Origin of the sequence: Endozoicomonas sp. ALE010, from assembly GCF_049310165.1 — a bacterium.
Classification (GTDB): Bacteria; Pseudomonadota; Gammaproteobacteria; order Pseudomonadales; family Endozoicomonadaceae; genus Endozoicomonas.
Window position 1 is genome coordinate 61,967 of record NZ_JBLYNV010000005.1, and the last position, 16,242, is coordinate 78,208.

At 52.3% G+C, this 16,242-nt stretch carries 6 protein-coding genes; all 6 read left to right on the plus strand.

The genetic code is table 11. From position 1 onward, the window contains the following. Window positions 1-147 precede the first annotated feature (147 nt). The 6 genes from ACO6UY_RS04005 to ACO6UY_RS04030 all read left to right on the plus strand — a co-directional run bounded on the left by ACO6UY_RS04005 (window position 148) and on the right by ACO6UY_RS04030 (window position 16,075). Window positions 148-1,497 (plus strand): TolC family outer membrane protein, encoded by a 1,350-nt coding sequence (locus tag ACO6UY_RS04005; RefSeq protein WP_422465746.1) that lies wholly within the window; start codon window positions 148-150, stop codon window positions 1,495-1,497. Further along, window positions 1,494-12,224, plus strand: coding sequence for an Ig-like domain-containing protein (locus ACO6UY_RS04010; RefSeq protein WP_422489132.1), 10,731 nt, complete (start codon window positions 1,494-1,496; stop codon window positions 12,222-12,224). The genes ACO6UY_RS04005 and ACO6UY_RS04010 overlap by 4 nt, the downstream gene beginning before the upstream one ends. Window positions 12,225-12,403: 179 nt before the next feature. Further along, window positions 12,404-13,525, plus strand: coding sequence for a tRNA 2-selenouridine(34) synthase MnmH (mnmH, locus tag ACO6UY_RS04015; RefSeq protein WP_422489134.1), 1,122 nt, complete (start codon window positions 12,404-12,406; stop codon window positions 13,523-13,525). 277 nt (window positions 13,526-13,802) lie between these two features. Beyond that, window positions 13,803-14,960 (plus strand): MalY/PatB family protein, encoded by a 1,158-nt coding sequence (locus ACO6UY_RS04020; protein WP_422489136.1) that lies wholly within the window; start codon window positions 13,803-13,805, stop codon window positions 14,958-14,960. A 126-nt stretch (window positions 14,961-15,086) separates the two neighbouring features. Next, window positions 15,087-15,839, plus strand: coding sequence for a tRNA (N6-threonylcarbamoyladenosine(37)-N6)-methyltransferase TrmO (gene tsaA / locus ACO6UY_RS04025; protein WP_422450495.1), 753 nt, complete (start codon window positions 15,087-15,089; stop codon window positions 15,837-15,839). Next, window positions 15,839-16,075, plus strand: a complete 237-nt coding sequence (locus ACO6UY_RS04030; protein ID WP_422465739.1) for a YheU family protein — start codon at window positions 15,839-15,841, stop codon at window positions 16,073-16,075. Before tsaA ends, ACO6UY_RS04030 begins: the two co-directional genes overlap by 1 nt. Window positions 16,076-16,242 lie beyond the last annotated feature (167 nt).

Below are 16,242 nucleotides of genomic sequence, written 5' to 3' on the forward strand. Positions count from 1 at the left end.
GGCACAAAAAAAAATCATCTATTCTTACTCAGAGTTTTTATCCTTGGTTCTTGTCAGTTGTTAGGTAGCTCACCTTGTTTGCCTGAACCTCACTGCCCCCGATACGGGAAAGATCATCCCCGGAACATTTTCAACACGGTTATGAGTATGAAGCGTCCTGCCGGTATTCATCATCTTCGCTTCTGGCTGCCTGTGCTGATGGTTGCTGCTAACATCCCGTCAGCAAGTGGGCAAAGTTTGGCAGAAGCCGTCTCTACTGCACTGATGACGAGCCCGGAGCTGCATCTGGCCATGCAAAAAGTGCAGACCCGCGTTCATGAGCAAAGCATTGCCAAATCAGGATTCCTGCCAACATTGCATGTACAGGGAGGCTCCGGCTATGAATGGACCTCCAACCCGGCAACCCGTGCCGGTGGGCCTGACAGTGATGACCGACTTCATAGGTATGAGTCTTCCATTGCGCTTCGCCAGGTGCTTTTTGCCGGTTTTTCCACAATACACGACAGTAATAGATCTGAAGCCAGCACACGCTCTGCACAGTACCGACTGATAACCACCGCTTCCGAGATGGCACTCAAAGTCACTCAGACCTATCTGACTGTGATCATGATGGAAAGGGCATTGGCCATGTCCGAGCAAAACCTGAAGATTCACCAGGATATCTACTACAACATTTTCAAACGTTCTGAGTCCGGTGTGCAGAGCACTGCAGACCTCAGTCTTGTCAGTGGCCGACTGGCGAGGGCTCAGTCCAATACCATTGCTGCTGACAACAATTTGCAGGATGCCCGTTGCCAGTTTGCCCGGCTGGTGGGAGTCCCAACCAGCACTCTTCACGAACCTGTGCCTGATTTTGAACGACTGCCAGATACTATGAAGCAGGCAGTACTACTGGCTGGCAAAAACTATCCATTACTCAAATCAGCGCTTCAGGACAATAACGCTGCAGAGAGTGAGTACATGGCCAGCAAGGGACGCTTCTACCCGGAAATCTCCTTTGAGGCAACCCGGTCATGGCACTACAACACGAATGGCGTGATCGGGCGTGATGATGATTACAGCCTGATGTTCCATGCCCGCTACAACCTGTTTAATGGTGGTGCTGATTCCGGGCGTATCAAGGCATCCCTCAGCCGCTGGAATGAAGCGAAAGATATATACCACCAGGCATTGCTGGATACCCAGCAAGAAGCCCGTCTCGCATGGGAAGCCCATACTCAGCTGAACAGACAAATTCCGCAATTACAGAAACACGTCGCCTACAGCCAGGATATGGTATCTGCCTACCGGAGACAATTTGCTTTTGGAGAACGGTCGTTACTGGATGTATTGAACGCAGAGAATGAAAGCCTTGAAGCAGAACTGGCATGGAACCGGGCATGGGCTGCACAGCTCGATGCCTTCTACCGGCTGCTTCATATTACCGGCCGACTGCTTGAGTCGCTGAAACTGACGCTTCCGCCGGACTGGGCTCCTGGTAATGGTGCCACACCATGAATAAACTCGTTTTGCTGCGTAATGATGGCAGGATCATTAGCGTTGTCGGCCATGCCTGGAAGCTGTTGTCAGGCCAACGTCGTCAGTTGCTGGCAGAAGGAGAACCGCTGACTGCTGGCGAGCTGATTGAGCTTGAAGGCAACGCAGATATCCTGATTCATCCTATAGCAGCCGGTGCTTTATCCGTCAGTGAGCTAAACAACGCCAATGATTATCTGTTGTCAGACACGCCATCAATCACGTTGGCTGGCGATAACAGAAGGGACGCAAACGAAAAGACCGCTGATGAAGGACTGATGACTCCCACCATCATTCCCCTGTATACGCCGACAATCACACCCTATGCAGGCATTGGAACGGGGCCGGATCATCTGCCGGAGATCACGGAAACGTTGCATGAGGGCGACAGTGACCAGACCACTATGGATAGCCTGGCACTGATTACCATTGATACACCAATCACCCCGGATAATATCGTCAACGACCGGGAGTCCCGGGCGCTGACCATCGCTGGCCGGGTGGTGAATGTCGAACCCCTGCGCCCGGTTACCTTGACCCTGACGGATAAGGTCGGCCATCAATTGCAGCTGAAAACAACGGTGAACAGCCATGGCAGCAGCTGGCAAATTGAAGCACCGGATCTTACCGGGAGCGGGTTATTCAATGGCCCTATTACCATAACAGCAGAAACCAGCGATCTGGCTGGTAATATTGCCAGAGACAGCACGACGTTTCTGCTGGATACCGTCACCGAAATCACCCTTGAGCTAGCTCCTCAGAGTGACTCCTGTTACGGCAAGGCAGCCGATACGCACGACAATCCCACCAGTGAAAACACACCGGTGATGACCGGCACCGGTGAAGTCAACGGTACGATAACACTGTTCGCTGATGGCCAGCCACTGAAGAGTGGCATTCCGGTTGCCAGTAACGAAACCTGGTCTGCACAAATTACCCATCCATTGTCTGATGGTTCCCATACAGTGACAGCGCAAATTACCGATATGGCCGGTAATACCGCCACTGCTGAGTTGCTACTGTCCATTGATACCGAAGCAGGTATCTGGATCAACGATATCGACACCTACGGCATCTATTCCTTTAATACACCCATAACCGGTGAGACCACAGGTATTGACAATGGACAGCCGGTTACTGTTTTTTTTGGCCCCGGCTTATTTCAAAACAGGGTAACGGCCGAAGTCCCGAGCAAGGTTCCGGTAGAGGATAACCACTGGAGCCATCCCCCTTTTATGGAGCCTATTACCGGAGGAAGCAATTACCAGGTTCTGGCATCCGTTGCAGACTGTACCTGCACCATCGCCACCGATCATCTGATGCCCCTCGGTAACCCTTCGGACATCAACATTCAGGAAAGCGTTGATCTGGGAGCTAGCAAGGACATAGATCCCATTTCAGCCAGCGGCACAGTACTCTCTATCGAGCCCGGTTACCTTACCGATCTACCCGACAATATCAGCATTATTGACAACGGCTCCAGCTTTCCGGTCAGCTGGCAGATCACCGGCCACAAAACGTTGACTGCCGTCTACCATGATGGGACATCAACCCAGACAGCCCTCACGTTTACCCTGCCGGACTCAGGCACAGGCCTGGCCACTTTACAGGTTGACCGTCCCTTTTTTCACCCGGGTGGCAATGACGAACTCGGCTTTATCCTGCCCTATCAGAAAAGCCTTTACTCACCAACCTATCAAAGAACCCATTACTCCAAGGCAGGATTGAGAGTCACCATCACGGATGATGTGCCAACCCTGGTGGATCATACGCCAGTTCTTGTGCAGGAAGGCACTACAGCAATGTGGAGTGCGCATAACGGCAAATTATTTACCCCTGTACAAGCCGGAAGCGATGGTGGTCTGCTCACGGCCATCAATGGCACTCCGTTAACCAGTGGCCATAACCTCAGCGGTGACATAGCGGATTTTTACCCATTCCCCGGTCAATACGGCACCCTGTCTGTCAATCCCGATGGTACCTGGAAATATAATGCAACACCTGACCAGTTTCATACCACCGACAGTACACTGACAGAGACGTTTACCTTTACCGTTACTGACACGGATGGGGACAGCGACAGTGCCACCATCAGTTTTACGGTACTGGATGGTACAGCACTGAGTTTTTCGACCGATACGGTCAGCACCATGCCCATCGACCAGGAGTGTGACCAGCCCGGCCCCATTTCGGACAGCGGCCAGATTACCGTCCTGAAAGGTTCCGACCCCCTGCCACCGGATCAGTTGCAGTTTGATATTAATGCCACCTCAAGGCAGCTGAACAACGCCCTGGCCAGTCGGCTGCCCACGAGTGATGGAGACAGTCTTGATCTTGATAACCTGCATCCCGGTCCGGGAAACCAGAGCCTGGTGCTATCGACTCTGACCAGCAAACCGGTACTCAGCATTCAACTGGACAGTATCAGCACCGACACCTCCGGCAACCTGTCTGCCAACCTGGTGGTACAACAGCTGGCCAACCTGGATGTCACAGAACCTGAGCCGGCGATAATGCCCCTGGTACTCACCGCCAGCGATCATGACCTCAATACCATCAGCCATACCGTAACGCTGTCGGTGATTGATGGTGGCGTTACCCTGAGGGATGATCATATCGAGGTCACTGAAGGTCAAACGGTGACCGGTAATCTGCTGGACAATGATGTGCAATGTCTTGAGACTCTCACCATCACCAGGGTCTCCCTTGACCGGTTTTATCTGGATAAAAACACCACAACAAAAACCGGGCAGGTGTTCGATTTTCAATCCGGCACCCGTATTGAAACCCTGTACGGCACGCTCACCGTTAAACCGGATGGCAATTACACCTACACTGCCCTGGACTCTCTGTATCATCCTGGCCAGCAACCCCTGCCTCAGGAGTTTACCTACACTGTCACCGACAGCAGTGGCGATACCGCTCATGCGGCTGTTTCTGTCAGAATTAAAGATGGCCCGGCCGCCACGGGAAATGAGCAGATCAACCTGACCTTTACCGAAAACAACCTGACCACGTCTCCCCGTTATCCCAAGTATTACGCTGGCCCTATTGCCACCCTGCATGGCGATGGCTCTGATGCCATCGCCCCCCAAAGCCTGAAATTCACTGCAGATCCTGACAACCTGAACGGTATCCTGACTTCACTGGGCACCCCGGTCAGCTTCACAGTAGCCGGTAACCAGCTTCGGGGCAGTGTTATCGAGAATGGCCAAAACATGGACATCCTCACTCTGACACTGTCGGCTATTAACAAAAATAACAAAAATCTAATGGTCAGGGTTAATGGTGAGCTGGCTCGTCCACTGGATCACCTGGCCGGTACCGTCGGCAATAATTCAGTCATGGTGGATGGCGAGCGGATTATCCTTTCCCTGCCCCTTACCTTTGACGATATTGACGGCACACCGGCAGTTACCGAGAGTACGGTTACGGCGACCTTTGTTGACGGTGTATTCCCGGTATTAAGCAATCCCTCAAAGATCAACATCGATGAAGTAAACCTGCCGGTTACCGCCACCGGGACGATTAAAGCCACCCCGAAATCCGACCATATCGTGCCAGAGAGCTGGCACTTTTCAGCCAGCCAGCCCGGACTGGATGGACTGTTCGCCAGCAACCAGCCACTGAACTGGAGCGTTCAGGGGCAAACCCTTTCCCTGCACTGGCCTGCCCAGCCGGAATCCCCGGTACTCACCGTGATGCTGGATGATCACCCACTCCCCGCACTGTCGGCCTCACTGCACTACACAGTAAAACTCTACCATCCCATGGATCAGGATAAGGGCAGCTGGCCCTTATCCATCGCGGTGGCCATTACGGATTCAGACGGTGATACCACGGAAAAACAGATTCCGGTTCAGATCAATGATGTCAGTAGCAATCTTGAACTGAAGCTGGCGATAAATGACCTGGAAATGACCGAGCCCCTGTATCAAAGGACACCGGCCAGCGAGCGGATCAACGTCGACATCCGTGCCGATACCGATGCCGTAACCAAAGTCTGGTTTCTGCCCCCTGTCGTCGACAACAGCGGCTTTGCCCTTGATGACCTGGGCAACCGGTTGACAGCAGATGGCCTGCCCATTCGGTACTTCGGACCCACGGCAGGAGTCCGCTACCCTGAAACCTGGGAAGCCTGGTCCATTCATGATGGCAAACAAAAGGATCAAATTTTCAGTCTGACCACGATACAGCCTGATGGAAAGGTGATTTATGTGCCCTCAGGCACCTCAGTAACCGCCACCATTGGCATCGCCTGGTATCACCACCTTGATCACCTGACGCCGACCGGCCTGAATACCCCGTCGCTGCCCGTCAGCTACACCCTGCAAGCTATAGATGCCGATGGTTCTAAAACCAGTGACGTCCTGACCCTGTCACTGCGGGACGGTGAATACCCAACTCCCGGCAAGATCACCCAGCCACCGGCGACCACGGATATTAACAAAGGCAACGATACTTCCGTGACCGGCACCCTCAACTATACCCCGGGTTCCGACCGTCCCGTCCCCGTGTTTGATCGATCCACCATTGAGCAGGAGGTGGCCGGGTTAAGCTCCGATGGTAATCCACTGTCCGGTATTGCCGTGTCTGGTCCGGACCACTCAGTACTGACCATCAGCCGGGACAATGACCATCTGCCGGTTTTCCGGTTTTCCGTGAGTGATCCACAACCGACCTCTGCCACCCTGCAATTTGAACAGCTGGACAACCTTGATCACCCAATGTCGTCTTTCAGCCAGAACGAGTCGATCACCCTGACCATACCGGTATTGATGAGTGACAGTGACAACAGCCTGAACACCACACCCACGAATTTTCTCTATACCGTGATGGATACCGTACCGGTGGCCAACGGCGACTATTACCGGAGAAATAACCAGCCCATTGGGGCAGAAGGCCAGACCTTCAAAGGCAACCTGCTTAACAACGACACTCTGAATGCCGATGCCGATAATGCCAGTCTCACCGCCATCAGCTACCAGAATATGGTCCATCCAGTCAGCCCAACCGGCACAACTGCCATTACCACGGATGCAGGCATACTGACCGTCCGGAGCGATGGCGAATGGCAACTCCCTGCCAATCCTCATTTTGATCACAGTGCGGGACAGAACTTCACTCTGAAGATGGTTAACTCCATTATGGATGGCGATGGTGATCACAGCAGGGCACCTTTCCAGATCACTATTGCTGACCAGCCTGCAACGTTCACCAGCGTTATCACTACCGAAGGCCCTGAAGACACGAACACCCCTGTCACCCTCTCCTTTTCCATTGATCTTGGTGACCCGGACCGGGAGGAAACCCTGACCAGCCTGTCGTTCAGCACCAGCGATCTTCAGGGAGGCATGCTGACCTGGAATGGCAATCCCCTCAGCGCCACCGGAGACACCGTACAGATCCCCGTTGCCGCCATGAGCCGGAGCATGGTCTCCGGCAGCGTCATCCTGAGCGCTGACAATCTTGGCTATCTGCCCCCAGCCGATGCGTCGGACTTTACCCTCCACAACCACCAGGTCACGCTCAACCTGAATGCCACCATCAGCAACAATCCGGGGCCGGTTCAAAGCCTGAGTACTCCGTTGGTTATTCATATTAAAGGCATAGCTGATCCCCCCATCTGGCCCAAACCGATACCCGTGGTCACCGGCGAAGAGAATCAATACATTCCCCTTGGCAACAGCATAAAAGCCGGGCTTATGGATAAGGATGGATCAGAAGCCCTCTCATACGCGATAACGCAATTACCAGGTAGCATGAAACTGTTGTGTCATGGACGGGAAATTAATGCCGGGACCACGCTTACGACAGAGCAGTTTGGGCAGCTGATTGTTCAGTCTGATGAACATTGGAGTGGCAGACTGGAAATAAAGGTGGATGCCATCGCAACCGAACAAGGTTATTTTGCGGTTGAAACCGCACGATCACCGGCAACAATCACTGTCAATGTTCAACCTGTGGCAGACCCTCCCACACTGGTGGTTATGCCTGCGGGTGCGGACCCTGACACCGTTAAGATAACGGGAAATGAAGATGAGCGCATTGCCATTGGCAGCCACATCAAGGCAGCCCTGGTGGATACGGACGGGTCTGAAAGCCTCTTCCTGACAGTCACACCATTGGTTAAGCCCGGAGAAGCTACAGGCCGTCTGTGGATTCAGCAGGGAAGCGCCTGGACAGAAATAAAACACGGCCCAACGAATCATTTTGAAGTCACTGGTCCGGATATTGACCATCTCTATTATCAACCGGGAAAAGATCGAAGTTCGGCAAACTTTGACGATGTTCGTTTGCAGATAAACGCCATCAGTCGTGAGTCTACTCAGGATGGGCTCACACCGGTGGCTGGCAAAGAAGAAGCCATATCACCGGACCGGTTTATGCAAATAAGCATCAAAGGGGTTCCAGATTCACCGGAAGTGACCCCGAATGATACCTGGACCGTGAATCCGTATAAAGCCAATGAGTTGACAGGCCGTGGCCAAGAAGACCAAAGACTTCCACTGACGTTTGATCTTCACTCATCGGATGTTGATGGCTCCGAAAGCCTGAACTCAGTCGCTACGCTGGAAGACAGCCGGTTTCGTCTGGAAGATAACCATGGGCGACAGCCGCCCATCGCTTATATCGTTAATGGCAAACCGTTTTTCCAAATAACGCCAGCTGATCTTAGCTCCGGCAAATACCGGTTGAAACCACCCCCGGACTATGCTGGTGAGGCACTGGTACCCATGAAGGTTCTGGTGACAGAACTGGACGGAGCCCATGCCATTTTTGACTACCAGCTGCGAGCTATCTTTGCCCCGGTGGTGGATACCCGGGATCAAGCCATCGCCCCCATCCGGGGTAAAGAAGTTGAACTGGACAGAGCCGGTAAATTTCTTTCGGGTGGAGCACCACTGGCCCTTACCGGGTTCACCCCGGGCGACCGTGATGGCAGCGAAGCCATTAGCGATATCACCGGATTCAATTTGCCCGATGGTTTCCAACTGATGGTAAAAGGCACATTGCTGGCCAACCAGTGCGGGTCCCTGGTTGATCACCTGGGCGGTCTGGATGCACTGAAAAAGATGCTTGCTGCAGGCGATATCCGCATTGTACCGATCCATTCAGATGGAACGATTGATCATGATTACCCAACTCCCACCCGTCAGAGCACCGACTTCAGCTTTACCGTGGAAATCTCGGATCAGCAAAATGGTTTAACGGCGAAAAAAGAGGTAACCGTCAGTGGGCATATTGACTGGCAGGGCGAAGTTGATGGTGAACAGCCTCCAGCCACACCGTTCAACCCTGATGAAAACACCAAAGTCGTTCATGATAACCCCGGGCCTTTTACAGGAAATGATGTTCCATTGAGGGCATTACAACTTGTTGCCACCGATAAAGATGGCAGTGAGCGGATAAAAGACGACAAGCGACCTCAATATGAAATCGAGGTTTATGACCCTGCCGGAAACAAGATGACAGGAGGCTGGCATCTGCAAACCTCTGGAGGACAGGATCTGATCTTTGATAACGATAAATGGCTGATTCAAAGTGGTGAACTTGATGGTGTCTCGGTCCATTTTACCGAGAAGGGCACGTACTTTATCCATACGAAAGTCATTGTTGAAGACGTTGGGGATGAGGAAGCGCGCTATGCCCGGATGCAGGTCATTGTCAAAGAGGAAGCGCTCCATGACCGGGTGCAGGTCATTGTCGAAGGGAATACCGGAGACCCGGGTCAACCGATACCTCCGGAGAACCTGTTTGTCTGCTCAGAACCGGTAGCGGGTAAAGAGGATTACTACGTCACCATTCCAGACCATTGCATCAACCTCGACCAGACTCACACCTCTGCAAAGGAAGAAGCCACATTCCGTATAACGGTGGCGGATCTTCACGGGTGGAGCCTTAAAGGTTTCACAACGGTGTGCTGGAATAACGATGGTGAGGTCACCGAGTACATCACCAGGCCGGAAGACGTCGGAAACCTTCAATTTCACCCACCCAGGGACTTTTCCGGAGAGGACAGTATCGACTATCACATATTGAAGAGAAATACTGATTCCGACCAGACCAGCAAAACGGACTTCAAGATCCCATTCAAGGTTCTGCCGGTGGTGGGAAACTCACAGGATGAACCACCGGAAGATTCGGTATCTGACTTGAAAGCCTGGACAGAACCGGCAGCGGAGGCCGATGAGTGGAAGGATACGGATCACCCCGAACCCATGCACCTGCAGTTAAGAACCACCGATATTGATGGTTCGGAAACCATCGAAAAAGTTGTCTTTAAACCACCGGACCATATCGTTATCCATGGTGATGGGCTGCAACCGGACAACTCAGTAGCTCGACAAATATCCGAAACAGAAACGCAGTTTAAGCAGCGGATAGCAAGCTTCACCTTCACTCCCGGACCGGGACTGCCGGCGGGAACCTACACCATGCCGATTGCTGTAGAAGTACTGGATACTGCTCCGGGAACCGGAGATACCGACAGCAAAGTATTTAGCAGAGTGATTGAGCTGATGGTCAAACCGGTCAATCACTGTGCCACCCTTACTGCACCCAATCAGGAAGGCCATGAAGACTCAGATATCCCTATTAAAGGGCTGATTGCTGCCCTGAACGATAATGATGGCTCTGAAGTCATCTCTGTTGTGCTCTCTGGCCTGCCTGATGGCAAGGTGGTCAAGGACAGTTTCGGCAACCCCCTGCCCTTTAACGGGAGCGGGAAGTGGCAGATTCCAGCACACTTAATGGATAACAACGGCCATGTACAGCCACTGTTCCTGAGGCCGGTGAAAGACTTCAGCGGTGTCGTGCAACTGACCCTGAAAAGTCACAGCCACGAACAGAGCCTGAGTACGGTTTGCAGTGACGAGCAGGCATTTCAGATTACGGTACAACCTGTGGGTGACCCCATCACACTGGATCACATTCCCGGGGCAATGACGGGGGATGAAAACACTCCCATCGTCTTTCGTCTGAATGCCAAAACCACAGACAGCCATTCAGACAAACATGACCATCCGGAAGAACTTCAGGCCACATTGACGATTTTACCGGGCAGCACCCCCACGCTGATGCCTCCTGAGCCAGAGGCCATCAAACCCAGCCTTACCATTGCTGGCCAAACGACAGCCGTATTCTCAGCCAATGGCTCAGGCGGTTATACCGCAACCATCGCAACAGCGGATGCCACATTACCCGTGCTGGAATTTAATCCGGGCGATGGTCATGGAACACTGCAGATGTCGTTAGCCGTCCGGTCTGTTGATAAAACCGATGGACTGACAACGGCCTATGGCCCTGAAGTCGTGATGGGCAGCACTATTACCATTGCGCCAAAGTCCGATAAGCCCTCACTGCTGATTGATCGCAAAAGCATCATTACCACCGTAGAAACACCAGCGCCTGTTTTTATCCGGGCTTCAGTGATCAATCCGGCTGAGACGGTCAGCAACCTGGTCGGCACGGAGCTCTACACCCTTGTTCAGGGACTGCCAGGCAGTGCATCGCTGGTTAACCATGCCGGAACACCAACCGGCACTCCTTCCTCCAGCCCAGCAGGTATTGCACTGGTCAGCAGTGCGCTGCCAAACCTGTACCTTAAAGATCATCAAACCGGAAGTTATACCCTGAATGTTGAGGCCATCTCCGATGTTGGTGATGGGAATAACCAGAGTAGTGATGTCATTGCCCTGAACATTGTGGTGGTTGAAAAAAGTAAAGACATCAGCGGCACCCCAAACAGCGATATTATCATTTCCGATGGCACAACGCCGAAGATCTCCGCTGGTAATGGAGATGATCTCATTGCCGGGGGTAACGGTGGAAACCAGATACTTCCCGGGTCAGGAAACAATACAGTTTGGGGGGGAGCGTACTCAGGCTCAGGCGATGGTCGCCGTGATACGTTCCTCTTTGAGGCTGGCGATACAGGCACAACCGCTATCCGGGACTTCGAGCCCGGCGTGGACGTTATTGATTTGAGCCAGCTGCTGAACCTTGACGAGGTGTGGTCCGGTAGTGATCTGGCGAACCAGGTCACCATTGATGAAATGGATGGGAAAGCGCGGATCACTGCACTATCCGAGGTGATTACCCTGGATACCATACCGCTGGAAACGCTGTTGCCAGGGGGAAACACCATGGATACTGCAGAACGTTTAAGCTCGCTGGTTGAACAGGGTCACCTGATTGTCTCCCATCAGTTTGGTCACCAGGGAAAAGATACCCTGTATGCACCACCAGCCGCTGAATTAAAGGGCGATGGCATTGTAAATGCCGGTGCCGGAGATGATCACCTGTATGCCAACAATGAGGGCAGCAAACTGAGAGGCGGGTCTGGCAACGATATTCTGGAGCTGAGCCGAACCAGCCATGCAATAGACAGGCTCTACTGGCGGAAAGAAGACGCTGGCAGTGAAGCTGCACCCGCTTATGACCGGGTATTCAACTTTCACAGTGCAGAAGATGTTATCGATATCTCAGGCTTCCTGCCTGCAGAAGCCAGCGCCCAGCCTTATGATTACATGGCGCTGAACACCAACGGCAGCAGCACCAACCTGAACCTTGCCAGTACCAGCGCCCACCACTGGACCAATACCATTGAGCTTGCAAATGTCGACTGGTTACAGGGCAGCAGTTCGGAAGATGCGCTGAAATACCAGCTGGAACAAGGTTACCTGATCACCGGGTTTCCTATCTAGCTTTCGCTCAAGCGCTGTGGTGACGTTCCAGTAGGGGCTAATAACAGTGTCGAGTAATCTATGATTATCGTAGGTTTTTAGTAACGGTAGTTACGGTTACTCCTGCACCTGCTCACACTTGCCAAATCACTGCTACGGATACGAAACTATGCAGTTTTGATCAGCCACAGCAGCCCTCAATGACGACATCCGCAAATCAAGAAAGAGCCAACACTGAAGACTTCCTGTCTATTTTTCTTCAGGACATTCCGTTGATGGATGTTCGTGCCCCGGTGGAGTTCGCCAAGGGCAGCTTCCCTTTAGCGATCAATATCCCCATTCTGGATGACCACCAACGGGAACTGATTGGTACCTGTTATAAAGAAGAAGGACCTGAGGCGGCTGTTAACCTGGGCTACAGACTGGCTACTGATGATATTCGGGCTCAGCGACTCGAAGCCTGGCAATCACTTATCAGGCAACAGCCAAAAGGGTACCTGTTCTGCTTTCGTGGAGGACAACGCTCCCATATTACCCAGCAGTGGCTGAAGGAATCTGGCTACCCTTATCCACTAATCAAAGGTGGCTATAAAGCCCTGAGACGTTTTCTGATCGATGAACTGGAACGCTCCATTGCTGAAATTCCATTCATTATCCTCAGTGGCAAAACCGGTACCGGCAAAACCTGGCTGATGCAACAACTGCCTTACAGCATTGACCTGGAAGGCCTCGCCAACCACAGAGGCTCCAGCTTTGGCCGCCGATACGGTGGACAGCCGGGCCAGATCGATTTTGAAAATCGCCTGTCCATCGCGTTACTGAAGCACCGTCACAGGTACCCCGGAATGCCGGTACTGCTGGAAGATGAAAGCAAGCTGATTGGCCGCTGCAGCCTGCCCCAGACGATGCGGGACAAAATGCAGCAATCCCCGTTAATTTTGCTCGAAGAGACCATGGAAGAGCGGGTCAGGATTGGTCTTAAGGAGTATGTGACCGACAATCTTGCCGAGTTTATTGCCGCTTATGGTGAACCACAGGGTTTTGAGCAATTTGTCGAAGGCCTCTCTGGTAGCCTTCACCGTATTCGCCGCCGACTGGGTGGAGAACGCTATCAGCAGTTAACCAATATTCTGGAAAACGCCATCGCGCAACATAGATCGGGCGGGGGAATAGCAGGCTACAGCCCTTTGATCGGTGATCTGCTCAGCAATTATTACGACCCCATGTATGACTATCAGCTGGAGCAGAAGGAAGGTAAAGTGATCTTTCGGGGAGATCGTGAGGCTATTGAACATTACTACAACACATCATTGATAAACTGATTCGGGCCATCATTGGCAGCTGCAAGGCCCTGTTGATTAAAGGGCCTTGTCTGAAATTGCCCTATCAAGAATTACCGGTCGAGCATTCTGGAAATCCCGGCAAAGTCATTGATAACAATATCATCCTGACTCTACTATGTTATTTTTTATATGACTAAGCAGTAGACAAAAGTTTTAGGCGTTTGTTCCAAATTTTATTCCAAAAGCCAATTAAAAAACTGAATATTGATAAGATACCCAGAAAATAAACACTGGAAAACAAACACTGGATAGCGCAATGAACATCGATTTCGACAAAGTGGTGGATCGAACCAACACCTCCAGCCTTAAATGGGAGCGCTTCAGCCCTGACGTTCTCCCCATGTGGGTAGCGGATATGGATTTCCAGTCAGCGCCTGAAATCATCGAAGCACTGCACCAGCGCATCGACCATGGGGTTTTTGGTTACACCGAGCCAGACAGCGAACTGGAAAAACTTGTCGTTGAGCGCTGTCGCCATCTCTACCACTGGGATATTGAGCCAGAATGGATTGTCTGGATGCCGGGCCTGGTTTCTGCCCTGAATGTTTGTGTTCGTGCCTATGCCGACAAAAGCGAAGGCGTTATTTCCCCCGTTCCTGTCTACTATCCCTTTCTTGTGGCACCCAAACTGGCCGGACGTGAGCTAATCGGTGTGGAATGGATTAAACAAAACGGCCAATGGGTGCTTGATCTCCACAGCCTGGAGCAGAAAATCACCCCCAGCTGCAAACTACTGATGCTCTGCAACCCGCAAAACCCGAACGGTCGGGTATTTACCCGGGCAGAACTGGAGAAGCTTGAACAACTCTGTAAAAAACATGGCCTTGTGGTCTGCTCCGATGAAGTGCATTGCGACCTGATTCTTGATCGCCGTGCGGAACATATTCCCTATGCGGCCATCAGCGAATTTGCCCGAGACAAATCAGTGACACTTATGTCACCGTCGAAAACCTTCAATCTGGCCGGCTTCGGCTGTGCCTTCGCGATTATTCCCAATCATCAGTTACGTCATCAGTTCAACCAGGTCCGCACCGGTATTGTGCCGTCAGTGGACAGCGCCCTGATTGGCTACACTGCCGCGAAAGCGGCCTATCGTCATGGTGAACCCTGGCGTCAGTCATTGCTGGATTACCTCCGTGGTAACCACGACTACCTGCTGGAAGCCATCAATAACATTCCCGGTCTTGCCATGGAACCACTGCAGGCAACCTATCTGGCCTGGATTGATGTCAGCGGACTGGGGCTGGAAGATCCTCACCAGTTCTTTGCAAAGGCCGGTGTTGGCCTGTCCCCCGGAAAGCAATTTGGCGATGAAAACTACCTGAGGCTGAACTTTGGTTGCAGCCGATCTGTTCTGGAAGAAGGCGTGACACGAATAGCCAGAGCCGTTGCACAAATGCAGTCAATGGATTAAAAACTTTCACCACAGAGACACAAAGAAATAATCTATTCTTGATGTGCCTCTGTGGTCACAAAGCCTAATTGCTTATAACAGCACCTGCGGTCATTATATCCAGCCCAACAACTTGTCAGACTCACCGTGAAAGAGATCACCAACCACTCATTTCAGTTTGCACAGATAGGTGTTATCCACTCCTGCTACCGCCAGAAATTTGGAATCCCCCGTCAGCCCGGCATTGTCACCGCCGCTGAAGCCACACTGGAGCTTTTTCCCCCGTACAACCAGGAAAACCTGGTACGAGGTCTGGATGGGTTTTCACATATCTGGGTACATTTTATCTTCCACAAAACCATGGATGAGGGCTGGCGTCCAACCATTCGCCCACCAAGACTGGGAGGTCGACAGCGCATGGGGGTATTTGCTACCCGTTCCACACACCGGCCAAACCCTATGGGTATGTCCGTGGTTGAACTGCGCGGCATTGAGTCCGGCAATGGCAAGCTGACCTTGAAGCTGGGGGCGGTGGACCTTCTTGATGGTACTCCCGTTATCGATATCAAACCTTACCTGCCCTATGCCGACGCACTGCCTGATGCCAAGGGTGGCTTTGCGCCCCTGCCAATGGCGATGGCAGAAGTGAAGTTCACCGATCAGGCCATGCACCAATGCCTGCGTTATCAACAGCGAACCGGCAGGCAGCTGATTCTGCTGATCGAACAGGTACTTGGCCAGGACCCGAGACCCGCCTACCTGAGGGAATCCTCCGGACGACGCCATGGCACCGCACTATGGGACCTGAATGTGGTCTGGGAGTACACCAACCAGCACTTTCTGGTTAAAGAGCTGGAACCTCTGAAGCTTGACGTGAAAACAGTGGAAGGTAATAGGTAATGATTATTCCCTATGACATGATTGAGCCCGAGACGCTTAACAGTCTGATCGAAGAGTTTGTCAGCCGTGAAGGGACGGATAATGGCTATGACGACGCGCTTGCAAAGCGAGTAGCGCAGGTATTATCCCGCTTGAAATCCGGCGACATGGTGATCGTATTTGACCAGGAAAGCCAGACACCGAATATTCTGCACAAGGACGTTGCCAGGCAAATCCTGAGTGAGCAGGACGTGTGATCATCCTGTTTCCAGAAAGCTGCCCGGAAAAACAGAACCATTATTCTGGGCAGGGTCGCACATACAAGGCCGCTTGGGCAGGCAATAGGTAAAGCGTGAAACGTTGTCGTTTACTTGCTACAGGGTGTGTTCTATCAATTGTCAGCAATGTTTATCTGTCTACAAAA